Source organism: Photobacterium phosphoreum, from assembly GCF_002954725.1.
Taxonomy (GTDB): Bacteria; Pseudomonadota; Gammaproteobacteria; order Enterobacterales; family Vibrionaceae; genus Photobacterium; species Photobacterium phosphoreum.
This window is the reverse complement of record NZ_MSCQ01000002.1, coordinates 1002999-1027828: the sequence shown is the minus strand read 5'-3', so window position 1 is coordinate 1027828 and position 24830 is coordinate 1002999. Positions and strand designations below refer to the sequence as shown.

20 protein-coding genes are annotated in these 24830 nt (G+C 41.0%); 7 read left to right on the top strand and 13 right to left on the bottom strand.

Going from position 1 to position 24830, the window contains the following annotated elements; translation table 11 throughout:
• From BTO21_RS16485 to BTO21_RS16475, 3 genes are all read right to left on the bottom strand, one after another.
• Positions 1–236 (bottom strand): iron-containing alcohol dehydrogenase (locus BTO21_RS16485; RefSeq protein WP_146107838.1); only part of this gene is annotated, 236 nt, incomplete at its 3' end.
• Positions 237–491: 255 nt separating this feature from the next.
• Positions 492–734, bottom strand: coding sequence for a hypothetical protein (locus tag BTO21_RS16480; RefSeq protein ID WP_065193538.1), 243 nt, complete (start codon positions 732–734; stop codon positions 492–494).
• 376 nt (positions 735–1110) lie between these two features.
• A complete protein-coding gene (locus tag BTO21_RS16475; protein ID WP_045031448.1) occupies positions 1111–2133 on the bottom strand; it encodes a HoxN/HupN/NixA family nickel/cobalt transporter in 1023 nt (340 codons plus the stop codon).
• A gap of 294 nt (positions 2134–2427) precedes the next feature.
• Between BTO21_RS16475 and tpx the strand changes: the two genes are divergently transcribed.
• From tpx to BTO21_RS16455, 4 genes are all read left to right on the top strand, one after another.
• Positions 2428–2925: a thiol peroxidase gene (gene tpx, locus BTO21_RS16470; RefSeq protein ID WP_045031450.1), complete on the top strand. Its 498-nt coding sequence runs from the start codon at positions 2428–2430 to the stop codon at positions 2923–2925.
• A 434-nt stretch (positions 2926–3359) separates the two neighbouring features.
• Positions 3360–4694: a solute carrier family 23 protein gene (locus BTO21_RS16465; RefSeq protein WP_045031454.1), complete on the top strand. Its 1335-nt coding sequence runs from the start codon at positions 3360–3362 to the stop codon at positions 4692–4694.
• Positions 4691–6058 carry an amidohydrolase family protein gene (locus BTO21_RS16460; protein WP_045031456.1) on the top strand — a complete coding sequence of 456 codons (1368 nt, stop codon included), beginning with the start codon at positions 4691–4693 and terminating at the stop codon, positions 6056–6058. The genes BTO21_RS16465 and BTO21_RS16460 overlap by 4 nt, the downstream gene beginning before the upstream one ends.
• A 294-nt stretch (positions 6059–6352) precedes the next feature.
• Positions 6353–8842, top strand: a complete 2490-nt coding sequence (locus tag BTO21_RS16455; RefSeq protein ID WP_045031458.1) for a GH92 family glycosyl hydrolase — start codon at positions 6353–6355, stop codon at positions 8840–8842.
• A 102-nt stretch (positions 8843–8944) separates the two neighbouring features.
• On the opposite strand, the gene BTO21_RS16450 is transcribed toward BTO21_RS16455, so the two are convergent.
• The 6 genes from BTO21_RS16450 to BTO21_RS16425 all read right to left on the bottom strand — a co-directional run bounded on the left by BTO21_RS16450 (position 8945) and on the right by BTO21_RS16425 (position 16056).
• Positions 8945–9685, bottom strand: coding sequence for a DUF3726 domain-containing protein (locus BTO21_RS16450; protein ID WP_052672703.1), 741 nt, complete (start codon positions 9683–9685; stop codon positions 8945–8947).
• Positions 9682–11379 (bottom strand): hypothetical protein, encoded by a 1698-nt coding sequence (locus BTO21_RS16445; protein WP_045031460.1) that lies wholly within the window; start codon positions 11377–11379, stop codon positions 9682–9684. Before BTO21_RS16445 ends, BTO21_RS16450 begins: the two co-directional genes overlap by 4 nt.
• A gap of 78 nt (positions 11380–11457) precedes the next feature.
• A complete protein-coding gene (locus tag BTO21_RS16440; protein WP_045031462.1) occupies positions 11458–13014 on the bottom strand; it encodes a BCCT family transporter in 1557 nt (518 codons plus the stop codon).
• Positions 13015–13144: 130 nt separating this feature from the next.
• Positions 13145–14137 carry a membrane dipeptidase gene (locus tag BTO21_RS16435; RefSeq protein WP_045031464.1) on the bottom strand — a complete coding sequence of 331 codons (993 nt, stop codon included), beginning with the start codon at positions 14135–14137 and terminating at the stop codon, positions 13145–13147.
• Positions 14138–14148: 11 nt separating this feature from the next.
• A complete protein-coding gene (locus BTO21_RS16430) occupies positions 14149–15618 on the bottom strand; it encodes an aldehyde dehydrogenase family protein (RefSeq protein ID WP_045031466.1) in 1470 nt (489 codons plus the stop codon).
• 48 nt (positions 15619–15666) lie between these two features.
• Positions 15667–16056 carry a RidA family protein gene (locus tag BTO21_RS16425; protein WP_045031468.1) on the bottom strand — a complete coding sequence of 130 codons (390 nt, stop codon included), beginning with the start codon at positions 16054–16056 and terminating at the stop codon, positions 15667–15669.
• Positions 16057–16218: 162 nt separating this feature from the next.
• Here BTO21_RS16425 and BTO21_RS16420 point away from each other — a divergent pair, with 162 nt between their 5' ends.
• The gene (locus tag BTO21_RS16420) at positions 16219–17142 is read left to right on the top strand and encodes a LysR family transcriptional regulator (protein WP_045031511.1); all 924 of its coding nucleotides are present in this window, start codon (positions 16219–16221) and stop codon (positions 17140–17142) included.
• A 218-nt stretch (positions 17143–17360) separates the two neighbouring features.
• Complete coding sequence (locus BTO21_RS16415; protein WP_045031469.1) at positions 17361–19832, top strand: GH92 family glycosyl hydrolase; 2472 nt, start codon at positions 17361–17363, stop codon at positions 19830–19832.
• Positions 19833–19904: 72 nt separating this feature from the next.
• On the opposite strand, the gene BTO21_RS16410 is transcribed toward BTO21_RS16415, so the two are convergent.
• On the bottom strand, positions 19905–20816 hold the full coding sequence (locus tag BTO21_RS16410; protein WP_239997946.1) for a hypothetical protein: 912 nt from the start codon (positions 20814–20816) through the stop codon (positions 19905–19907).
• Positions 20817–21072: 256 nt separating this feature from the next.
• Between BTO21_RS16410 and BTO21_RS16405 the strand changes: the two genes are divergently transcribed.
• Positions 21073–21351: a hypothetical protein gene (locus BTO21_RS16405; protein WP_045031471.1), complete on the top strand. Its 279-nt coding sequence runs from the start codon at positions 21073–21075 to the stop codon at positions 21349–21351.
• Positions 21352–21469: 118 nt separating this feature from the next.
• Here BTO21_RS16405 and BTO21_RS16400 read toward each other — a convergent pair whose 3' ends face one another.
• Genes BTO21_RS16400 through BTO21_RS16390 form a run of 3 tightly spaced genes read right to left on the bottom strand, consistent with a single transcriptional unit; the run spans position 21470 to position 24830 of the window.
• Positions 21470–22396 (bottom strand): glycosylasparaginase, encoded by a 927-nt coding sequence (locus BTO21_RS16400; protein WP_045031473.1) that lies wholly within the window; start codon positions 22394–22396, stop codon positions 21470–21472.
• Positions 22393–23808 carry a M17 family metallopeptidase gene (locus BTO21_RS16395; protein ID WP_045031474.1) on the bottom strand — a complete coding sequence of 472 codons (1416 nt, stop codon included), beginning with the start codon at positions 23806–23808 and terminating at the stop codon, positions 22393–22395. Before BTO21_RS16395 ends, BTO21_RS16400 begins: the two co-directional genes overlap by 4 nt.
• A complete protein-coding gene (locus BTO21_RS16390; protein ID WP_045031476.1) occupies positions 23808–24830 on the bottom strand; it encodes an ABC transporter permease in 1023 nt (340 codons plus the stop codon). Before BTO21_RS16390 ends, BTO21_RS16395 begins: the two co-directional genes overlap by 1 nt.

Genomic DNA, 24830 nt, shown 5'->3' with positions numbered 1-24830 from the left:
CCATCTTCGATGTTTTTCTCAGTTGGGTTAGGTTGCACACCATCATAGATAACGTAATCAAGGTTATGTGCAGTTAGCTCGTCAGTTAGCTTACTAACCAGACCCACTTCAACCAATACACCGTCTGTGACGATAAGTGCTTTTTTCAATTCTTTTGATGCCAGTTCAGCACCTAGAGATTGAATTGCATTAGGACCCATTAAGGTTACAGGTGGCATGTAAAATACATTGCTCATAGTAAAACTCCGATAATTATTTATGAATTTATAGCGACTTACCGCGTTAGCCATAAGTCTGAATTTATTTAATGTCGCGTTATCAATAGGTGGTGATGTAATGTGCTATATCGAACTTAGTGGTTATTATTTGTGTCGATGCAGTCATTCTACACCTTGTTATTTTGGTAACAATAGAGATAAAACTAAAACACTTTTACTTATAGGTAATAATTAAATTGTACGTAAAGTGTGGACGGTTCTACTGCCAAAATATTACTTATCAGCGGCTGATAATAGTTTTTCATTAAAGCTCATGTGGCTGTTTTTGTTCATCACTACAATACCTGAATGTGATTTATCAGCAGTACCGTTTACTGCATAGTGACTTGCAACCACACTATTATTCGCTTGATTGTTGAGGTTAACGTTACCTGTGAAAGCGCCATCACGTGCAGAAGCAGTGTAAGAAGTAGCGATAATAGCGGTCGCGATAATTGCTTTAATAACTGTTTTCATGAGTCGGTAAACCTTTTGTTTATTGTTATTGCTGAACGCTGTCTGCGTTTCGATGGGGTTATATTAACAATTACCAAAAACAAAACAATTACCGTAAATGGCAAAACATTATTACTCATGGGGAACAATTGGGGCGAGGTCTTAGGCGCAAGGTGTAAGGGGTAAGGTGTAAGGTTTTTAAGGGGTAGGAAGAGAGAAGCACCTGTTGTGATTGCACGTAAATAAATTACCAGGAATTTTAAGTAGTTAATAAAAATAGTCATAGAAACAATTATTATTCATATAATACATGCAGTTAGATAATGCAACGGTCGCAATTTATGCGACCGTTATAGATTATAGACTGAGGATAGGGGCTATTAGAGTGGATTAACAACTAAATCGGTTGATCCAACTTATCGTAACGACGCAGCTTATAATTGAGGATCGATAGTACCCAGCAACCAATAAATATCGCGATAACACCGATACCAACCATCCCAAAGTGATCGGTCATGGTATTAATACCATCCCAAAACCAACCGCTTAATTTCAAACTTGACGCAATAGCACTCAGTGCCTCTAAGCCCCCAATGATCAACGCTACAATCACTGAAATGCCTGTAATGGTCATATTATAATAAAGCTTACGTGATGGTTTTGAGAATGCCCACCCATAAGCACCGATCATAACCAGGTTATCAAGAGTATCAATCAACGACATGCCTACGGTAAATAAGACAGGGAAGATCATGATCAACCAAATATTCATTCCTTGAGAGGCATTGGTTGCTGATAGTGCTAATAAGGTAATTTCGCTGGCGGTATCAAAACCCAATCCAAATAGGAAACCAATAAAATACATGTGCCAGCTTTTATTGATAAATTTAAATGAAAAATGGAATAGCTTATTTAATGGACCACTTAATTGAATATTTATATCCGCATCTGTTGGACGAACACCTTGTTTATAGGCATTGAATTTTTTATAAACAGAGAGGAAAATTCGAAGGTTGATATAGGCCATAATTAATAAAAATAGAATAGAAACGCTGGTGCCTATAATGCCGCCAATATCACTAATAAACGGAATTTTGGATTTAAATGTCCCTACCGTTAGCGCAATCGCTGCCGCAGCTAACATCACAATAGTTGAATGACCTAATGAGAAAAAAGTACCGATGGTGATCGGTTTTTTACCTTGTTCCATCATTTTACGGGTAGTGGTATCAATGGCAGCAATATGATCGGCATCGACAGCATGGCGCAAACCAAGTGACCAGGCCAAGAGGGACATACCCAGCATTTCTGGATGATGATGAAAGGCAATGACCGCAATAACCCACACGGCTATATTGATTAAGATAAGGCTAGATACCAGCCATATTGCATTTTTTTTGGTGTTATCGCTGATTTTCATTAAATATAATATCTCTGTTTTTAATAATAGTTATCATTCTCTTTTATTTGATCGTGAGATTAAACTAAGTCTTAACGGCTCTTGAATAAATGCATTTTTTTCAATTGGTTATATTTTTTAAAGTTGACTTTAATTCCACTTTTTATCTATGGTTTATTGTTTCTACATCATTATAAACATCCCTTTAGCGTATGTATTTAATTTTTGAGTATTGTTATCTATATAAAAGTAGACCAGTATATTTAAGCTCTTTTATGGATAATTAATTTTAAAATAATAAAAAAGGTGAATGTTATGTCAGTAACTGCTGAAGGAAAAAAAGTCTCTATTTCTGGTGTGTTTCCACAATCAGGACAACAAGCGCCTGCATTTACACTTTGTGGCGTTGATCTAAGTGATTTAACACTAAGTTCGCTTACAGGAAAAAAAGTGGTGTTAAATATTTTTCCAAGTGTTGATACACCAACTTGTGCGATGAGTGTGCGTGCGTTTAATAAAGCGGCAGCTGACATTGAGAATACTGTTGTCGTGTGTATTTCAGCAGATCTGCCGTTTGCAGCAAGCCGTTTCTGCGCTGCTGAAGGGATTGAAAATGTGAAGATGGCATCATTTTTCCGCGCGCCTGAGTTTACTCAAGACTACGGTGTAAATATCAACGCCGGCCCTTTAAAAGGCTTAGCAGCCCGTGCGGTGATTATTATTGATGAAACAGGGCAAGTGACTTATAGCGAGCTTGTGGCTGAAATTAAAGATGAACCAAACTATGAAGCGGCAATGATTGCGCTACGTTAATGTTTCAAACCCCTCTAGCTTTAACTAGAAATAGCCTAAAGTTAGAGGGGCGATTCTCTATTGTATTCTGCTGTATTCAACCCTTTTCTTTATTTGCTTGTTCAAATAAGCCTTGCTCTCGGGTGATCTAGTATCACTATTTTGAGTGTTTTTTATTCCTAAAAAGTAATTATTATCCCTGTTTATTATATTGATTAAAATCACAAAGCAAACGTTTGCCTTTGGTTTTTTTTTAGGTAAAATCCCGCCATATTAAAATAATTCTGATTCAAAATAATATCCAGATGTTATGCAATACGTTGAGTTTTAAGTGTTTGTTGATTTAATTTTTCATCTATTGATATGAATGATATTTATTCAATCTCAATTGAAAATAATGGCGGTTTTTACACTATAGCCGCCTTTGATAGTTTATTAATTGGTATATAAAAAACATGATTAATATTGATGAAAAAATATCACTTCCTCGCTCGCTTTCTTTAGGTGCGCAACATGTTTTAGCGATGGATTTATATATTGTTCCAATTATTTTAGCCGGTTTATTATCACTCACAGTGGCTGATACATCAGCGCTTATTCAAATGACATTTGTCGTCGCAGGACTAGCGACCATTATTCAATCGCGGTGTTTATTAAAATTACCTGTGATGCAAGGGCCGTCTTATATTCCGATTGGTGCCATTGCGGCAATTGGTCAAACCATGGGAATGGGAGCGGTTTATGGAGCATTAATTCCCGTCGCATTATTAGTGGCGTTGTTAGGTAAGCCATTAAACCTATTCAGTAAAGCGGTTCGAAAATTAGTGCCACCGATTGTGGGTGGAACGGTGATCATTGTGGTAGGTATATCATTATTACCTATCGCGTTTAATGGTATTTACAGTGGTGAACGACCAACGGAAAACATTGTGATTGCGCTAGTGAGTATGGTGTCACTGTCGAGCTTTATTTTATTAGGTTGTTTGTTTAAATCACTACACTGGTTGCGATTAACCTCAGTGTTAAGTGCGATTGTGTTGGGGACGTTAACTGCTGCTTTTTATGGTATGACTGACTTTTCATCTGTGACTAATGCGGCATGGTTTAAATTACCAACATTATTACCGTTTGGAGCATTAACGTTCGATCCGATTGCTATTTTGACGATGTTGTTTATTTCAATGATTGTGTTAGTGGAAACCACTGGTACATGGTGTGCAGTTAGCGCGGTGACAGGGGTTGAGCTAAAAGATGAACGCTTAAACCGTGGTGCAACAGGTGAAGCGGTTGGTCACTTTTTTTGTGCAGCTTTAGGTGGCAGCCCTGTTACGGGTTATTCCACTAATGCAGGTATTATCGCGGTAACAGGTGTTGCCTCGCGTCGTGCGATTATCGCAGGTGGCTTTATTTTATTATTACTGGGATTAATGCCAAAGTTGACCAGTATTATTGCCTCGATCCCACATGCCGTAATTTCAGGGATTTTCACTGTAATTTGTGTGGTTATTGCAATGAATGGCTTTCGCGTTATTCAACACATCAACCTTAACGAACGCAATATGTTAGTGGTTGGTTTACCTATTATGTTGTCACTTGGCGCAGTATTAATGCCGCGTGAATTAGTTTACGCCTTGCCTGAATTAGTCGGGTATTTAGTGAATTCTGGGATTGCGATTGGCGCATTAGCCGCGGTGATCTTGAATTTTATTTTACCAAACGAACCTCAAATAATATCTTCTGAAACAGTAACTCAAACGGTTACTCAAACAACAACTGAGAATAACGCATGATTGATATAGCGATGATTAAGTTTGCGGTCCTTGCCGATTGCTTTCACTGTCCAGTTAAAGGTGAGTTTGAGTTCAATGTTGATTGGCTATTATTAATTGATCATCAAGGGGATATTGCTGCAACTTATCAACCACAGCATTCTGAATATGCAGACTTATTAGCCAGCTTTAAGCGTAATAACTGTTTACAAGTGATTCCTAAAGGTGAGTATTTACTGCCAGGATTAGTGGATTTACATTGCCATGCACCACAATGGCCGCAGGCAGGTAAAGGGCTTGATTTACCACTGTATGATTGGCTCCAAAATTATACCTTTCCACTTGAGAACCGTTATGCAGATAATGATTTTTCAGCGATGGTTTACCAAGATGTGACTAAAACATTACTAGCTAATGGCACGACCAGCGCAGTGTATTTCGCCTCTATTCACCGTCAATCGACGGAGTTACTCGCGCAAACGTGTTTGAATGTAGGTCAACGTGCTTATGTCGGTAAAGTGAACATGGACAATAGTCAGCAATGTCCTGCATATTATTGTGAGTCGAGTGTTACAGAGGCGATTGATGATACCGAATTGTTTGTTAATAACGTGTTTGAGCTTGCGGGTAATCAGTCGCGATTAGTAAAACCCGTGATCACGCCGCGTTTTGTGCCTAGTTGCACCAGTGAGTTATTGCAGCAATTAGGCGGCTTAGTGCAGTGTTATGATCTCCACATGCAAACCCATTGTTCTGAAAGTGATTGGGCGCGTGACTATAGCATCCAACATTACGGTGTCAGTGATGTGACTATTTACGCTGATATGGGGTTACTTAATAACAAATCGATTCTCGCCCACTCTATTTTCTTAAATGATGCCGATATTGAAAAAATTAAGCAATTTAATGCGGGGATTGGTCATTGTCCATTATCGAATATGTATTTTGCCAACGCAGCGATGCCTGCGCGTGAATTACTAGATCACGGCGTACAAATTGGCTTAGGCAGTGATATCGCAGGTGCACCATCGCCATCTATTTTCCGTGCTAGTTTTGATGCGGTGAGCCACTCGCGTGTACGTGAAGAAGGAGTGAATATTTACTTACCTGCAGCTGAGCGTGGCACTGCCAATGTGAGGATTAGTTTTGTGGAAGCATTTTGGATGGCAACAGTCGGTGGCGGGCAAGTGCTTGATGCCAAAGTGGGGTTATTCAATCAAGGTTATCATTTTGATGCGATTGTGATTAAAGCAAATCCGACTATTGGTAACTTACGTATTTGGCCTGAATTTGATAGCGCGAAAGATATTCTAGAGAAAATTATTACGTTAGCTCAACCAGAAAATGTGGTTAAAGTATGGGTACAAGGTAAGGCTGTTATTTAAAATCCTAATTCTATCTGTTGATTATCAATTTTATTGATAGTGCCGCTATATGTTTACGCATGTAGCGGCTTTTTTTATGGTTAGTATAATAAAAACTGTGATATTGAGTCCAGAATAACGGTTTAGAGAATATGCGGTATATCACAACGTATAATTGCTGTTACAAAAAGCCTGCGAATGCGTAATTAATCCTATATATCCCACCGCTAAGTTTATTGATAATCCCGTCAGAATTTTTCAACTGTAGCGGTAGATATAACAATCTACAGCCACGAGATAAGCTAGGGAATGGATATGTCGACAATGAAAATAATGCCTTTGGCACTGATGGTCGCAGCGGTATTAGCTGGCTGTAATAATGAAACTATAAATAATAATACCACTATTGTGCCAGATAAAGATCGACCAGCGATTGAGTTAACGGGCAATACTAAATTTGTCGACCCATTTATTGGCACTGGCTTTAATGGTCACACATTCCCAGGGGCAGTCGTACCTGAAGGCATGATTCAATTATCACCTGATACCGAGTTAATGGGATGGCATTCTTCATCGGGTTATCATTACGATAAAGACACCTTATTTGGTTTCTCTCATACTCATTTAAGTGGTACGGGTATGGGGGGATTAGGGGATATTCTATTTTTGCCGTTTACTGAAGAGAATCAAAAGTACATTGAAGATAATGATGATTATCGTAAAGCCATTGCTGTTAAAATGGATAAAACCTCAGAACATGCTGAAGTTGGTTATTACAGCGTAGAAATTGCCGATAATAATATTAAAGCAGAATTAACCGCCTCTGAGCGGGTCGGTTTTCACCGTTATACTTATCCTCAAGGGGCTGATCAAAAGTTAAAAATAGATTTAAACTCTATTTTAAACAGTGACTGGGGATCTACCTCATTACGTAATCAATTAACCGTTAGTGAGGATGGTTATACGATCACCGGTGAAAGGGATGCGGCACATTTCTCTGGTTGGGCGAAAAATCAGAAAATTTTCTTCCATGCGACCTTTGATAAAAAAATCAAAAATGTGGTTATTCTTGCCAACGGTAAACCGGTTGAGGGCTTAACAGCAGAGCATGTTTCGGCATTGATCACTGATAATGATGGTAAACCTAAGCGCACTAAAGCTGACGTTACCGCGTATGTTGAATTTGAAACAGGTGATAGTCAAATCGTGAATGCGGCAGTAGCGATTTCTGCTGTTAGTGCTGATGGTGCGAAAGCAAACTACGATGCTGAAGCGAATCAATCATTTGATCAAGCTAGAACTGCTGCGGTGAAGAAGTGGCAACGCGCCTTAAATTTTGATGTTAAAGGTGGCACTGCTGATCAAAAACAAATTTTCTATACCGCGCTATACCATACAAAAATAGCTCCTCAAGTACATCAAGATGTAAACGGTGAATTTAGAGGGATGGGGAAAGGCTCTCTTCGTAATGGTGAAGGGAATTACTCGATTGCCTATGGTCAAGCAACAGCAGAGCAACCGAACTTTTCGGTGTATTCATTATGGGATACTTTCCGCGCCTTACACCCATTAAAAACCATTACCGAGCCAGAGCGTGCAGTACAGTATGCTAAGAATATGGTTCAAAAATGGCAGGAAAGCGGCTTATTACCCAAGTGGGAACATTTAGGTGATGAGACTGGCACTATGATTGGCTATCCGTCTGTTGCAGTGATTGCTGATGCGATCACCAAATTCCCCAATGAATTTACATTACAAGAAAAACAACAAGCACTGCAAGCAGCAGTTGAATCATCTACTTATGATAACCATACCACATTAGCTCAAGAGTGGGATCTCGATGTTTTAAAACGTGTGTTACCCGATGCGATTAAGTTTTCTCAACAACAAGGCTTTGTGCCTGTTACTAATGAAAATGCTGAAAATATTAAAGAGTCCGTTTCTTACGGCTTAGAGAATGCGTTTTATGATTGGGCGATTGCACAAATTGCTAAAGCGGCAGCTAATACAGAGCTTGAAAAACAATATTTAGAACGCTCACAAGCATTTAAGTATTATTTTGATAACAATCCAACCGAGTATGCCAAGCATGGTGTTACTGGGTTTATGCGTCCATTAACCATTGATAAAGAGTTTATTTCGCCATTTGACCCTTATAATACCGCCCATGAATCAGGTCCTTATGCGGAAGGTAACGCATGGCAATGGACATGGTTTGTGCCGCACGATATTAAAGGTCTGCAACAGGAAATGGGCGGGCAGGCTGCGTTTGCGAAAAATTTAGATGCGACCTTTACTGCGGGTAGTGAAGGCACAGAAACCGCTGATATGTCAGGCATGATTGGTCAGGTCGCCTTTGGTAATGAGCCTTCGCATCATATTCCATACCTTTATAACTGGACCGCGGAGCCTTGGAAAACCCAAGAAGTGGTCGATTATATTTTAGATGAAATGTATTTTGCAGAACCTGCTGGCATCATTGGTAATGAAGATGTGGGTTCAATGTCAGCATGGTATGTAATGTCGGCGATGGGCTTTTATCAAGTTAATGCTGCAGAGCCGGTATATACCGTTGGGCGTCCATTATTTGATGAAGTACGTTTACCCGTAAAAGACGGTTTCTTTACCGTTAAAGCGCTTAATAATGCTGATGATAATATGTACATAAAATCAGTCTCCATTAATGGTAAGCCATTAGATAACGGTCTGTTCTTTAATCACGCTGAATTTAAAGCCGGTGGCGAACTTAAATTTGTGATGACGGGTGACAAATCACAAGCAATGACATTACCAATCATTGAATAAATAGTATTTATATCAATAAGGTTGATTGTTGCGTTAGTTAAGCCGTTATACTGTTAGCTCTTTGTAGTTGAAAGTGTATAACGGCTTTTTTGCAGTCAACGTTTATTCGTTTTCACTTAGTGGTGAGATTTCATTTGATTCCACTAATAGTGCACTCGCCGCATGTTTAATGATTTGCCAGTGTTCAACGGCGATTGAAATACCATGTTTCCAAGCATGTTGTTTTGCCGCTTGTAAATCGAAGGATGAAAGATGTTGGTAATCTTCTTTTATAAAAGGAAACGTTAATGTTTTTTTACTGATCTCTATCGATAATGACTGTAAATCCATTATTAAAGATAACTCATTAGCCGTGACCTTATGATTAGCAATATAGAGTTCAGGTAATAATTGTCCCGCATTTAATATATAGACGACTTGTTTATAATCACTGCTATTAAGCCACTGCGCTTTAACGGAAAGCCCTTTACCCGCGAGTTTAATCAATTCACTAAAGGCGAGCCAACGATGATGACATTGGGTGATATTGAGCACGATTGACGAGCGGTTTGCTAAATTATCTATAGTGAAATCAAGCAGATTAGGTAAGTGACATAATATACTACAGCCTAATAAGTTTGCGGTGAGTTGTTGGTTGATAACAGGTTCGACATAGACCGCTTCATCTTGTTCAAGGGCTAAAAAATGCAGTGCATTAACAAAATGAGAGACACCGTTTAATCCCACCATCTCTAAATCAACCACCATATTCGCGATCATATCAGCTTCACCACATTGACGCTGTAACCCTTCAAAAGCTTTGGTGCATTGGGTGATTAATTCATTATGAGAAACGTTAATCATGGCAACTCCTTGATATCTTTAGTGGTGGTTGGCAAGAGTGGAAATAACCATTCATCAGGGTGTAACTCATCAGAAAGTGGAGCGCCTTGAAAAAAGGTCACACGTAACCAACGGTCAGAGCGAGGATCAAATTTCGTGGCTCCAAACATGGCTAATTTACACCGAAGTAAATGTATTGGTTGTGTGGACTGATCAAGAATATTGATTTGAATATCCCCCATAGCACATTGCCCAAGCGTCCATGTTCGGCGTGCAATCGCGCGATATTGTGGCTGCTTTAATAAAAAAGTCGCGAGGGTTTCTTGTGGTGATGAGCGTTGTAATTCTTGGTATAAAAAGAAAACTTGTCGTGCAATATCAAGTGCTAATTCTTTTTCTTCTCCGGCTTCTTGGCCGCGAATGCCTATACGCGGTTCTTCTTTATCTTTTGAGCGATACCAAAACCAGTAATTATTAAGTGGTTGGTAGAAATCAATATCTAATGCCCATTGATAGCGTTGTTGTAATAGTGATATGAGATCGCTAACGCAGATGCCAGTGCTTAACGATAAGGTTTCATCGGCATTGAAATTATTCTCAAGCATGTCTATTTGTTCGGGGTACAGTTCAAGGATGCATGAGGTTAAAATCTCTTGTGTTTCTTGGCTGATGGTGTGGTATTGAGCTAACAAGTCTTGCCAATTGTTATTATCAACAGCGGTGAATGTTAGCTGCTCAATAATAACTTGAAGCTCTATGGTTGCGGCAACATTTAGCTGACGTTGATCAACATCAATGGTTGTTGTTTGTTGGAGATGATCAATGGCACGTTGCAGTAATGGTACTAATTGTAAGCGGCTAGCCGATGTTATGGGGTTTGCCATCGCCATCGCAATCGCGGTTTCACGGGTGGTCATCCATTGATCAATGATCCGCGGGTGACGAATTAAATAAGGTGCCATACCTAGTCCTGTGGCGTTCCCGATACCAATATAACGTTGTAATGGACGTGCTAAAGTCGCTGCGTTGCCATTTGCTTGTTGCTGGGCGAGAAAGTGGACCCAGTCGAGGCTAAATTGGCGCAGAATATACACCGCGCACATCTGAGCACTAAAAGAGAGACTTAAATCAGGGTTATCTTCCAAAAGTTCAAAATCAGCAATGCCAAACTTACCATTACCATAAACGGCGGTGGTACGTAGAATATAGCCCACATCCGCGAGTAATTGAGTTTCTGGCTGTTGTCCTTGTGCTAATTTTTCTATGATGTGATTGAAGATTCTGACGCTTTTATTTGCGCGTGCAAGCACCAATACCTGACTAGATAAACGTCCAGCTTCTTGAAGGGGAACATTGTTATGGAGCTGATCAAATAACACATCATCGACATCACCGACAACCAAGGCAAATGTCACATCCCATTTTTCAGCGATAACCCGATCATTGCGATCTTCATCATTAATAGCATTAGAAAATACCACTAAATGATAATGCTGATTGGGGGTATCTAAGCGATATTGGGCGATGCCATACCCTTGCGAAGAAATATTCCACACTGTTGGCGTGATTTTCCATTGCTGATTGGCCATACGGCGAATAAGGATCCGCACAAAGCTAAGGCGGTTTTGATGCATTGCACCGAGCTTTTGAGGTTGCATGACAACAGCAGGGTTGCGTAGGGACATGTTGGTTGCGTTGCAACTGTGTGTTTTCATGTTGTTCACCCTTTTATTGTTATTTAGGCTTATTGTTATTTAGGCTTGATGACCTGTTATGTTATGAACGATTGAAGGTTAGAGCCCTTGTTGTTTTGCCATTTGTGCCGCAAGACGAGGAGCATCCCACAGTGAGGGCAGTAAAATCAGTGAAACGGGTACCGCAGTAATAACGATAAAAGACTGGAGAGCAGATATTCCTCCTGAGCCTAAAGAGATTAGAATGATTGCGGTGAGTCCCATCATTATTCCCCAAAACGTCCGTATAAACGCGTTGGGCTCGGTATCGCCACTGATCACAACACTGATGGTATAAGTCATGGAATCGCCAGTTGTTACAATAAAGATGGTGGTTAGAATTAAAAATAGAATTGAAATAAGCGTTGGAAAGGGCAGATGCTGTGTTATCGCCAGTAGTGCCCCTGGTAAATTAAATCCTGCAAACGCATTGCTAATTAAACCAGGATCGGTCATTTCAAAAGCAATACCCGTTCCCCCGACGATAGTGAACCAAAAACAGGTGATCAGTGGCGCGCAGATATTTAGCATCAAGATTAATTGACGTATGGTTCTGCCACGGGAGACGCGAGAGATAAAAATCGCCATCATTGGACCATAACCAAGAAACCAGCCCCAGAAAAAGATGGTCCATGAACTAAGCCAAGTTTCATCACCACGATAAGTTGCCATGGGGATAAACTTATCGATCATGGTGCCAACACCTTGCAGGTAACCATTAATAATGAATCCTGTCGGCCCCACAATTAATATATATGTCATTAACCCTAAGGCGAGGATTACATTCCAGCGGCTTAATAGTTGAATACCACGGTTTAAACCACTTAACGCTGAAATGGTATAAATAACGATAGCCAGTAGCACAATAATTAACTGAGTTGTAAAGCCGTTTGGAATATCAAATAAGTTATGTAAAGCAAAGCCTATTTGTAACCCTAAAAAGCCTATTGGACCAATCGTTCCGGCTGCAACAGCGATAATACAACAAGCATCAATTAAGGTTCCTGTCATGCCAGTGAGTGCTCGCTTACCCAGTAAGGGGTAGAGCAATGTTCGTGGCTGCAAGGGGAGCCCTTTATCGTAGTGAAGGTGCATTAATACGATGGAAGTTAAACTGCCTGTTATCGCCCAAGCAAGAAATCCCCAATGCATAAATGATTGCGCAAGGGCATTAACGGCTCTTTGCCATGTGTTATCAGGATCGCCGAAAAGGGGCGGAACCGTAATATAATGCGCAATCGGCTCTGCAGCTGCCCAAAATACGCCACCTCCAGCGAGTAAAGTACACAACAAAATGGCGACCCAGCGAAAGCTATCGATTTCAGGTTGAGCCAGATTACCCAATACGACACCACCTGTTTTACCGATGGCAAGGGCTATACCAATTAAGAATGTCAGTAACAGTAAGATCTGCCAGTAAGGGCCGAAGAATGTAATTGCCCAAGCAAAGCCGCTATTAACTAGGGTTGTCAGTAATGCTTTATCATAGAGTGCTGTCATGATAAAAAGGGCGATAAAACCACCACTAAACCACATTACTGGGTTTAATAATTCCAGTTTTTCGATGGCTGTTCGTGGTATTGGATCCGGTTTTATCATATTTGTTTTTTCTGACATGCTCTATCTCCCGTATTGCCAAAGTCGTCCATCGCTCTTTCCTTAAATCAGAAAAAACGCCTGATAGATTGGATCGCTTATTGTTATAGTATTGTGTGTGATCGGCGTTATATATGGTGTGATTTCTTTGCTAAGACGTTGTAGGAGTTAAGCCTTGCTGTAAGAAATTGAACCAATTTCCCCCTAAAATTTGTGCGGTTTCGGTATCATTGAATCCATGCTTGAGCAGCCCTTGATAAATGTTTTCCATGCCATGTTGGTCATTGAACCAAGGAAGATTGGCTGGCCAACCGGCATTATTAGAACAGCCTTCACCATAATCCATGGTTTTTGACCAGCGCCCATTACGCATCCATTCTAAGACTGATTGCGGTTGGTTTAAGCATAAGTCACTGCCAATACCAAGGTGTTTGACCCCGACCAGCTCTGCGGTAGTTGCGACCATGCGACAAAAATCATCAAGACGACATTGGCTACCGTTAGGTAAATGAAACGGGTATAAACTAAAGCCAATTAAGCCATCGCGTTGAGCGAGTGAGCGAATCACTTGATTGGATTTGTTGCGCCGAGCTGAATGAGCAAATGAGGGATTAGCATGACTAATACAAATCGGTCGTGATGACAGCTCAATTGCTTCTAAGGTTGAGCGTTCTGCGCTGTGTGACATGTCGATGATCATGCCAACGCGATTCATCTCTGCGATTGCTTGTTTACCAAACCGAGTGACGCCATTATCTTCTTGTTCATAGCACCCGGTCGCAAGCAAACTTTGATTATTGTAAGTAAGCTGCATAATCAACAGCCCTTGTTGGCGCATGACTGCAATTAAATCAATCTCATCATCAATCGGGGAACAGTTTTGTGCCCCTAAAAAAATCCCCACTTTATGCGTTGCTTTGGCAATTTTAATATCTTCAACGCTTCGCACTGGCATAATGAGATCAGCGTGTTGTTCAAATAATCGATTCCATTCACCAAATCGGGTCAGGGTTTGCCGTGCATCTTCGTGATAAACCATGGTTGCGTGTACCGCTGTGATGCCACTGGCTTGTAAGCGCTTAAAATAGGGGCGATCCCAATGGCAATATTGCAACCCATCAATAATAATATGATCGTTATACATACAAGCATTCCTTAGTATGGACGTTGATAAGCCGTTTTAACTATGGTGTAGAACTCTTTCGCATATTGACCTTGCTCGCGAGGACCAAAACTGGATTGCTTGCGTCCGCCAAAAGGGACATGATAATCAGTGCCTGCAGTGGGAAGGTTAACCATCACACAGCCCGTTTGTACTTGTTGTTTAAATAAAGCGCTGGTACGTAAACTTTGAGTAACAATGCCGCCTGTTAAGCCAAAACGGGTATCATTAACGGTGGCTATGGCGTGCTCAATATTGGAGACTCGAATTACACAGGCCAATGGCGCAAAGACTTCTTCTTGATTAACATTCCAATGGTTATCGGTATTTAAGAACAGTGTTGGTGCCATATAAAAACCGTCATGCGGTAGGGTTAGTTGTTCACCACCGCAACCTAATTCAGCACCTTGTTGCTGGGCTTTTTCAACCCAATCCATGTTGGATTTTAATTGGTTACCATCAACAACCGGGCCCATAAAAACACCATCTTCAAGCGCATGGCCGACTTTTAATGTATGGATACGGTCGATCAGGGCTTCAACATAAGCATCATGAATGTTGTCCATTACCACTAAACGTGAAGAGGCTGTACACTTTTGTCCTGTGCCTGAAAACGATCCCATAATGGTGGCTTCGACAGCGATATCAATGTCAGCATCATTGGCGATCACTAACGCATTTTTGCTGCCCATCTCAAGTTGGCAACGTACAAAATTAGGTGCGGTTGCTGTGGCGACTTTACGGCCGGTATCGACTGAGCCTGTAAAACTCACCGCATTAATTTGATTCGAATGGATAAGAGCGTCACCAATATCACTACCGCTACCTAAAATAAGGTTAAAGGTACCGGGTGGTAGGCCTTGACGGTGAATAATTTCAGTAAGGGCGACCGCACTGGCTGGGGTGAGGTTAGCAGGCTTCCAAATAACACTGTTACCAAATGCCAATGCTGGCGCGATTTTCCATGCGGCAGTGGCTGTCGGGAAATTCCACGGTGAGATAATGGCCACAACCCCGACAGCTTCACGACTGACTTCAACAGAAACACCAGGACGGGTTGAAGTGGCAAGATCGCCCATTTGACGTAGTACCTCGGCAGCAAAGTACTGAAAAAATTGCCCTGCGCGATAGATTTCACCACGTCCTTCAGCAAACGGTTTTCCTTCCTCACGCGAAAGTAATGTTCCTAATTCATCACAACGTGCAATCAGTTCATCACCGATGGCTTGTAGTATGCGTTGTTTGTGTTCTAACGGGGTTTTTTCCCATGTTGGTTGAGCAGTTTTGGCGGCATCAATGGCTTGTTGCAGTTGTTGCGCGCTTGCTTGAGAAAAATGACCAATACTGTCAGAAATATCAGAGGGATTAATGTTATTGATTGTTGTGGTACCACTGTGCCACTGGCCATCAATATACAGCGCATTTTCAGCTTGTGAACGAAGATTATATTTAGAGTATGACATTGACTTATCCTTGTTTGGTAAAGGGGGAATTATGCAAAAGAGGGCGCGCTAATTGACCGCAGCATAAACAACAAATTCAACTAGCATTTCTTCACGAGCAAGACCTGCGACAACGATAGCGGCACGGTTTGGATAAGGTGCCGAAAAATAATCAGCATAAATAGCATTGACGACAGTGAGATAACGGCGATCTGTGACATAAATAAGGACTTGCAGTACTGCTTCAGAATTTACGTTGGCACATTCAAGAGTATGGATTAAGTTCGTGAATACTTGGTGAGTTTGAGCTTCAATCCCTCCGCTGACGACAGTGCCACTACTATCGATAGGGATCTGTGCTGTGTATAAGGTTCCATTATTGACAATAGCCCATTCAAGTGGTGCTTTAGAGGCAAAAAGGTCAGTCTTTATCGACTTTTTGATGGAGCTATCAGACATAATTCACCTTTTTATGTAACATTAATGTTTCTATTTGGTTAAATTATGCTGAATATTTAATGATAAATCGAATGGTTTATTTTTCACTTTTGATAAGTTTATTTTATCAGCCGTGAATTAAAGGATGCTACTTACCGATAAATTGGCAGGGTGATTGTTGCTATGGATATAAAGTTACAGCAATTGAAGTATTTTTTGCTGGTGGTTGAGCATGGCGGTTTTCGAACTGCATCAGTGCATGCTAATCGTTCACAAGCAGCGTTATCTACCTCAGTAAAAGAACTGGATAAAATTCTGGGTCAACGGTTGTTTGAAGCGGGTCATAAAGTAAAATTAACCCCTTTTGGTGAAGTATGTTTACCTAAAATTCAGCATTTTATGAAACAGTATCAAGATCTTGAAAGTGATTTGCAGGCGACAGCCATTGGTCAGAGGGGGAAGATACGTATCGCAAGTGTGCCATCAGTGGCCGCAAAATTAATTCCACAGGTTATGGCTAGTTTTACTGAAAGTCATCCAAATGTTGAAGTCTCTTTAATTGATGATAATGCGATAGGCATTGAAGCACGATTATTAGCGGGAGAGGTAGATTTAGCTGTGGGTCATTGTCTTCATCGTAATGATAATACTGTTGATTTTACGCCATTATTATCTGATCCACTGGGGGTGGTTTGTCTTGCCGATCACCCTTTAGCCTGTTTTTCACAAGGGCTATCATGGCAGCAATTACGCGCTTTTCCATTTATTATTAATGGTACATGCCAATTATTAGAGAATACGCCAGCACGAGTGTTATTTGATCATGCACTGTATTCTGTTGAAAATATTACCTCACTATTTTCAATTTTAGAATTAGGGATCGGTATTACCACTTTACCTAAATTGGCATTTCCATTTAATCATCAGAAACTGACGTGGATCCCGTTAAACGATCCAAATATTGAGCGAATAATTGGCATATTACGCTTCAAAGACAGACAAGTATCACCTCAAGCAGACGCTTTTTATCAGTTATGTTCACAGGAATTAAATAAGATTAATTTGAGCCCACTTAGCCATTCATCGTTTAATCAAGAGACGCTTTAGTCGTATGCAAAAATTTAATTCATGATTATTTTTAGTGGATGGATAAATAATAAGAATGAGATTGAAGCAATGTCACTAAAAGAGTAATCAGTTATAAAAGTCCAGTAAATGTTGTTTTTTGCTACTACTTAGTTTGTGTGTTTATTTTTATTATCGAACAATAATATATTGAGTTGATTTTATATAACTCGCTGTCGAATAATAATTAATATAGGTCGATGATAATGAGAAATAAACTGAGTCCAGTAGCACTTTCTATTGCACTAGCAATGGGATTAGTTGGCTGTAATTCTGATGATACTACAGTATCTAAAGATAATATTGATCCAGTTTCAGACGTATATTTACAATATGTAAACCCTTTTATTGGTACGGGTGCTGATGGTCATACCTTTCCTGGGGCAGTGTTCCCATCGGGGATGGTGCAGCTAAGCCCTGATACTGAAATGGATGGTTGGGGATCGGCAGCAGGTTATTTTGACCATGGAAAACAACAAGATATTCCTGTTTATGGGTTTTCTCATACCCATTTAAGTGGTACGGGTATTACTGATTTAGGTGATATATTAGTCTTACCGTTTACTGAAAAATCCAATGCTACTTACAATACCTTTGATAAAGCCAATGAAACTGCAGCAGCGGGTTATTATTCCGTTGAATTAAATCGTGGTGAAATTAAAGCTGAATTAACCACCACAGCAAGGGTTGGCTATCATAAATACACCTTTGCAGAAGGTAGCACTCCGTTTATTAAATTTGATTTAGATCACACGTTAAATAAGAGTTGGGGTAATCGAACCACAGTCGGTAATATTGAGATTATTGATGAATATACTATTCGTGGTCAACGCAGTTCAGACGGTTGGGCGAATAATCAGCATGTTTATTTCTATGCTAAATTTAATCAACCAATAGTTAAAGCAACCGCATTAATTGATGGTGTTGAAACTGGCGTTACATTAAACAATGATAATATTGAAGCAGTTAAAACTATCGCTTATTTAGAATTTGCACCGACAGATCAACCATTAGAATTAAAAGTCGGTTTATCACCAACGGGTGTTGAAGGCGCAGAGAAAAACCTTGATGCAGAAGTACCTGCATGGGGCTTTGATAGTGTGTTAGCGCAATCTCAGCAAGCATGGCATAACGAGTTAGCCAAGGTTGAGGTTGAAGGTGGCACAGAAGATCAAAAGGAGATTTTCTATACTGCGATGTACCATGCTTCAATCGCGCCAATGATTTTTCAAGATATTGACGGTAAATATCGCGCCATGCGCACCCAAGAGATTAAAGACGCGGGGGATACACCTAACTATTCAGTGTATTCAATGTGGGATACTTTCCGCGCTTTCCATCCACTCCAAACCATTATTAATCCGCAACGCGCAACAGAATATGCCAATGATTTAATTCGTAAATATAAAGATGGTGGTATTTTACCTAAGTGGGAACTGCAAGGGCATTATACGGGTACTATGATTGGTTTCCCTGCCATTTCTATTATTGCTGATGCAATGGCAAAAGATTTAAAGGTTGATGCTCAAGATGCGTTAGAAGCGGCTGAATTTACCGCGCGTTACCAAGAGAAAAGTCAGTTCCCTGATTGGACCGAAGATCAAAACATTGGTGCCGCAAACGTGGTGCAAGTGAAGGTTTATGAACAAAATGAATATGTTCATCATGGCTACTGGAATTCAGCTTCTTATACCTTAGAGTTTGCTTATGGCGATTGGGCGGTATCAGAAATTGCGCGTATGGCTGGAGATGTGCAACTGCAAGATGAATTTATTAAACGTGCCGATAATTGGTTGCATCACTGGGATAAAGAAACGGCATTTTTACGCCCTAAAAACCATCCATTAAGTGTTAGTCCGAATAAACCTGCATCACAGTTTAATCAGCCTATTGATGAGTCGCGCCAAAATGAATGTACGATGGTTGAAGTGGTACAAACGGACGGCAAGATTAAAGTGATGGAACAATGCCCATTATTGCCATTTGACCCGTATTTTGTGGATGAATTTGCCTTTACTGAAGGCAATGCATGGCAGTGGAAGTTCCAACCAATGCACGATTTTGAGCGTCTAAAACAAGAAATTTATGCCGCTGATGTTGCGCAAAATAAACCGGATATGACACCAGAGAAATCATTCCGTGAAGATTTAGATGAATTATTTACCGCCCGCTCTTCAAATACCGGTGAGGAATTACCTGATTTAACCGGCTATATTGGTCAATATATGCATGGTAATGAGCCATCACACCATATTCCATACTTGTACAATTTGACCGATGAGCCATGGAAAGCACAAGAATATTTAGATCAAATCATGAACCAGTTCTATACCACCGCGCCAACAGGTTTGATTGGTAATGAAGATGTCGGTCAAATGTCTGCATGGTACATCATGAGTGCATTGGGTTTTTATCAAGTCACGCCAGCCGATCCTACTTATTCAATTGGACGTCCATTGTTTGATAAAGTCGCCATTGATGTCAAAGGCGGTGAATTTACTATTGTGGCTGATAATAATAGCCCAGTGAATAAATACGTGCAGTCAGTCACCATCAATGGTCAAGAGTTAGGTGCTAACTTAACCTTTAAACACAGCGATATTAAAGCTGGTGGTGAATTACGGTTTGTGATGACAGGTGATAAGAAACAAGCGCTGCAGGCGACATTTTAATTAATTAGCCAATAGATTAATAGTTATCAAATAAGCGTGCTCTTAGTGATCTAAGCGCACGCTTTTTTGTTATTACTCAGCTGAAAGATCTAACTCAAAATGCTCATCACAGGTGGTTTGACTGGGCTGGTTAGCATTATCGTAACCACAGTGATCGGTTTCGAGAATGTTGTATTCAACACGTGCAGCAGCGAGTAATTGGAAAAACTCTTCTTGAGTGACTTTATGCTCGCGGTAATAACTGGCGTAGGTGGAGCTCCCCGAGAAAAAGCCTTGAGCAGTACGAACGCGGCTGTCGTTCGGTGGTAGAGTGGTGAGTTGATTTTGCATGATACTGCCATCAGGCATTCTTACTTGGTAAAGTACCGTATCATCGCCAATCAAGGTGGTATTAGTGTCTAATGTCATGCCAAATGATTCAAATGGACCTGAAATGTTACCACTGCAATCAGTGGCTTTTTGATCGGCACTGAATATTTTCTCATTGCCATTGATACCACACTGACCATTACCGAGTGCTTCGGTGGTTGCATCACATAATTCTGCTAATTTGGGCGGATATAAAAACACATTTCGTTGTTTAATCGCGTTTCCAATCACTTCTAAATGAATAAAGCCTTTATAATTATCATAACGGTAAGGCCAGCGGCTAGAAACCTGTGGCGTACCGTCTGCGCCAAGTAAGGTATATTCACCGACCCAATAGCCGTTCTCTCGTTGCCACGGCGTAAAATCAAGTAATTGGAAATTATCGACATCACAGTTATCTTCTTCGATAGCTAAACTGGGATCGGATTCTTCAGTTGCTTGAGCTGGTTCTTCAGTTGCTTGAGTTGGTTCTTCAGTTGCTTGAGCTGGTTCTTCAGTTGCTTGAATTGATTCTTCAGGGATTGGGGTACTGTTAGTATTATCGTCATTACAACCATTAAGGACGAATATACTACAGCATAATAATATTGGCATTGTAGAATGGGTTATAGGCATAATTTGAGCCGTTTTATGGTAACAATATATGAAAATTTAGTTAATCTAGCGGGTTAGCTATGGCTTATTGTTAAGAATTCTCAGTGTATTATTATTTAATGGTCGTCTTTGTTACAACTACTGATCTTTTATACAAATTGAAACATATTGCTGATATTTAAAAGAAACAAGAGCGAGTATATTTTATTTCAACACCCTTTTTCTATTTCCATTTTCGCGGTTGTTGATCATCTCAATCGTTTCAAGGACAGCAACAATGACAAGGTTTAAGTTAAAGATCACTCATGGTTTATCTCATCATCCTGATATTGTTAAAGTAACTTCAGATCCTCGCCAAGCTTTACGTTTTCTTGAGCGTGAAGTGTCACCGTATACGTGTGATTTTACAAAAATTATCAGCACGGATAATAAACAGTACGTAAAAAGTATTGCAGAAGATGATAGCAAAGCCTTTCGTGATGATTATGTGCCTTATAATCAACTCGATGTTATATGGCAAAAGCTGTGGGGATTTTTTCTGAATAAAGCGAAATAAAAAATGGGTTATAGAGAAAACACCCTGTGAGCCAGTTCGTCTTGGTTGTTGGCACTGTGTAAGGGTGTTTTCTGGGTATTATTATCAGTTTTCTGGTTGATGAGTATTGGTTGTCATATTATTTGGTCATGATCACTTCAGCTTGACGTTCTTCAGGCTTAGCCATTCCCGTTTGCCACAGCCAATAAGTGATATTGCCCGGACAATTTAAACTCACCACTTTATGATTACCGTGGCAATCAATCGCATGAATAGTAACGCCTTCAGTGTAACCATCTTTGAGATAATCGAGATCTCGAATCGCTTCATAGACCGCTTCATCAAGTGTCATGCCCATTTTCATATATAACACGACAGCATGTGCAGTTGAGCAGCGGATGCTCATTTCACCAGTATGAGTACAAGCACACGCGCCATAACGGCTATCAGCATAAGATCCAGCACCAATAATAGGACTATCGCCTAAACGACCGGGGTATTTCCATGCCCAGCCTGATGTTGAAGTCGCTGCGGTAATTTTATGATTAATATCACTGCTCAGAAATACCGTTGTATCTCGTACACGTTCCGGATCGGTGGCATTGTTAGACAGTGGCGCAAGCGGCACGTTAGGAAATGCAGCTTGTTGCTCTGGGGTCATCGCTTGTTCTAACTTTTCCCACCACACTTGCTTTGAATCTTCGATGAGGTTATTACCAGCGACCGCATTAATTTCATTGGCAAAAATAGCTGCGCCTTCACCGACTAAAATTTCATGGTTAAGATCGGTCATCACGCTGTAGGCGACTTCAATCGGGTGAATATAGCCTTTTAATGCTCCAACTGCGCCTGTGCGTAAGCTATCACCGTCCATTACTGAAGCATCTAATTCCATTTCACCTAATACGTTCGGCCAACCGCCATAACCGACGGTGCGCACGCGAGGATCTAACTCAACCAGTTTAATGCCTTCAACCAATGCGCGTAAGCCTTCCTCTCCCGCTTGGAGGCGACGAGCTGAGGCTTCAATCCCCGGATAGGCTTCTGAGTTTGCTAATAAGATCATGATCGACTTCCTTGTTCGTTCTGCAACTGATCTTGCAAGATCAGTTGTTGGCAGAGTTCAGTTAATAACAGTGTCCCGTAGCCAGTGGTGGCTTTGCTGTAAATTTTACGATGATTCATACCCAATGACATGGCGGCTGAATCGATATGGATCCACTTTTGATCCGGTTGAATAAAGTGCGATAAAAATGTTGCAGCGACACATGGGCTGCCATCAGGTTCTTCGCTACCATGGCGTAAATCGGCAAAATCACTTTCAAGTGCAGTGGTAAACATGCCACCTGTTGGCATTGACCACAACGGTTCTGAACACGCTTGGCCTGCAATTTGAGCATCAGCAATCAGGTTATCATTATTGCCCATTAATGAAGCATAAGCCTTGCCGAGTGCAATCCCAGTGCCTCCGGTTAAGGTCGCAATATCGACTAAATAATCCGGTTGATAGTGCTGCTGGGCATAATGAAGTACGTCAGCCAATACCATTCGACCTTCGGCATCTGTGCTAATGATTTCGACACTGGTTTTATTGAGCATAGTCACCACATCACCGGGTTTAATGGCTTTACCAGACGGCATATTTTCAACTAAGCCACACAAACCAATCACTCTAATGGGTAATTGCAGTTGCGCAATGGCATTGAGTGCGCCAACAACGGCGGCAGCACCACCCATATCGACTTTCATGGTACTCATATAACGCGGTTGTTTAATGCTAATCCCGCCAGAATCAAACGTAACCCCTTTACCGACTAACGCCACCGTAAATTGAGGGTGTTGAGGATGATAATCGAGGCACAATAACCGCGCTTCACGATCACTGCCTTGGGCGATACTCATTAAGCCGCCAAAGCCTTGTTCAAGCATCATCGCCTCATCAAGGTACGATAATTCAATGTTATTAATCGCTAATGCTTCAACGGCCTCGACAAAGGATTGTGGATAAATAACATTACCCGGTTTATTCATTAACTCACGGGAAATTAATTGACTGTAAGCGAGTATTTTTCCGTTTTCAAAGGCGCAGTTATCCTCGTCGGTGGCATTTAATAAGCTAAAATTTGCCACGATGGGTTGTAACAAGGGACTATCACTGTGGCGATAATTATAGTTTGATAACGCGAGCCCAAAAGACAGCCACTTGAACCAATGCTGGTGGCTATATTGAGCGGCAATGTTGTCATCAATGGATAACTGGAGCGTGGAAGCGTTGCTAAATGTGGTCGCGATTAAATAGCCAATATCTTGGATGTCGGCAACCGTAATCGCCTGCTTGCTGATCTCGGCATCGTAATCACAGACATCTTGATTAAGGGTTAACTTATGGCTGCTGCCAAGGGTGAGATGCAGACGACGAGTGAATTGATCGGATTGCTGATCTCGGGTTAAGGTTATGGTGAATAAAGAGGTTGTCATTATTTGGTTCCGCCATCAGTAATAGGGTGTGGCATTTCGGTTTGAGTTTGAACAAGGTTGGCATCGCTATGTTGTTGCCAGCGGCGCATGCCTTTGTGAGAGCGTAATTGTGGGTTAGCGATTTCATCGACAGCGAAGTTTAATAACGACAAACCAATCGCGATAAAGATTAACGCGATACAAGGTGCGAGAATTTCCCACCATGCGCCAATCAGCATCGATGAAGAAGTTTGAACGTTATATAACATCACCCCCCAGCTGATTGCATTAGGATCGCCAAGACCAAGGAACGATAAACTGGCTTCGGTCATGATCGCGAGTAGCACACAACCAATAAAACTCGCGCCAACAATTGACATCAGGTTCGGCAAAATTTCAACGGCGATAATGCGCCACGGTGATTCACCTAATACTTCTGCGGCACGAATAAACTCTTTTTCGCGTAAGGATAATGTTTGAGATCGCACCACCCGCGCACCCCATGCCCATGAAGTAATGGCGATCACTATCGCAATCGTAAATGGCCCTGCCTGACCAATAAATGCGGCAATAATAAACAGCAGTGGTAATTGGGGGATCACTAGCATGATATTCATGGCTGCGGTGAGTATTTCATCGACCTTGCCACCAAAATAGCCAGCAGAAACCCCAATTAAGGTCGCTAGAAAACACACTAAAATACCAGCGCCTAAACCCACAGCGAGGGAGGTACGAGCACCGTAAATTAATTGTGACCATACATCACGTCCCATACGGGTAGTGCCTAGAATATGATCGGCTTTTTTCGACATTAACAAGGTACGTTTATTGGTGGCTAAGTTTTTCGCAATCCAACCATCAGGGTTAGTCTGTGCCGCTTTAACTACAAAAGCTGGGTATTCGTGAGGGTTACCAGTGCCTCTATCAGGCGCATGATTGGTGATCAATGGCGCAAAAATAGCCGCTAACACAAACATTACTAAAATACATAATCCGGTTAACGATTTAGGGTTACGGACTAATAATTGAATAATCCCTTTCAT

Excerpts from the sequence above, each read along its gene's own strand:
- BTO21_RS16480 (WP_065193538.1), bottom strand. The coding sequence starts at position 734 with ATGAAAACAGTTATTAAAGCAATTATCGCGACCGCTATTATCGCTACT.
- BTO21_RS16475 (WP_045031448.1), bottom strand. The coding sequence starts at position 2,133 with ATGAAAATCAGCGATAACACCAAAAAAAATGCAATATGGCTGGTATCT.
- tpx (WP_045031450.1), top strand. The coding sequence starts at position 2,428 with ATGTCAGTAACTGCTGAAGGAAAAAAAGTCTCTATTTCTGGTGTGTTT.
- BTO21_RS16465 (WP_045031454.1), top strand. The coding sequence starts at position 3,360 with ATGATTAATATTGATGAAAAAATATCACTTCCTCGCTCGCTTTCTTTA.
- BTO21_RS16460 (WP_045031456.1), top strand. The coding sequence starts at position 4,691 with ATGATTGATATAGCGATGATTAAGTTTGCGGTCCTTGCCGATTGCTTT.
- BTO21_RS16455 (WP_045031458.1), top strand. The coding sequence starts at position 6,353 with ATGTCGACAATGAAAATAATGCCTTTGGCACTGATGGTCGCAGCGGTA.
- BTO21_RS16450 (WP_052672703.1), bottom strand. The coding sequence starts at position 9,685 with ATGATTAACGTTTCTCATAATGAATTAATCACCCAATGCACCAAAGCT.
- BTO21_RS16445 (WP_045031460.1), bottom strand. The coding sequence starts at position 11,379 with ATGAAAACACACAGTTGCAACGCAACCAACATGTCCCTACGCAACCCT.
- BTO21_RS16440 (WP_045031462.1), bottom strand. The coding sequence starts at position 13,014 with ATGTCAGAAAAAACAAATATGATAAAACCGGATCCAATACCACGAACA.
- BTO21_RS16435 (WP_045031464.1), bottom strand. The coding sequence starts at position 14,137 with ATGTATAACGATCATATTATTATTGATGGGTTGCAATATTGCCATTGG.
- BTO21_RS16430 (WP_045031466.1), bottom strand. The coding sequence starts at position 15,618 with ATGTCATACTCTAAATATAATCTTCGTTCACAAGCTGAAAATGCGCTG.
- BTO21_RS16425 (WP_045031468.1), bottom strand. The coding sequence starts at position 16,056 with ATGTCTGATAGCTCCATCAAAAAGTCGATAAAGACTGACCTTTTTGCC.
- BTO21_RS16420 (WP_045031511.1), top strand. The coding sequence starts at position 16,219 with ATGGATATAAAGTTACAGCAATTGAAGTATTTTTTGCTGGTGGTTGAG.
- BTO21_RS16415 (WP_045031469.1), top strand. The coding sequence starts at position 17,361 with ATGATAATGAGAAATAAACTGAGTCCAGTAGCACTTTCTATTGCACTA.
- BTO21_RS16410 (WP_239997946.1), bottom strand. The coding sequence starts at position 20,816 with ATGCCTATAACCCATTCTACAATGCCAATATTATTATGCTGTAGTATA.
- BTO21_RS16405 (WP_045031471.1), top strand. The coding sequence starts at position 21,073 with ATGACAAGGTTTAAGTTAAAGATCACTCATGGTTTATCTCATCATCCT.
- BTO21_RS16400 (WP_045031473.1), bottom strand. The coding sequence starts at position 22,396 with ATGATCTTATTAGCAAACTCAGAAGCCTATCCGGGGATTGAAGCCTCA.
- BTO21_RS16395 (WP_045031474.1), bottom strand. The coding sequence starts at position 23,808 with ATGACAACCTCTTTATTCACCATAACCTTAACCCGAGATCAGCAATCC.
- BTO21_RS16390 (WP_045031476.1), bottom strand. The coding sequence starts at position 24,830 with ATGAAAGGGATTATTCAATTATTAGTCCGTAACCCTAAATCGTTAACC.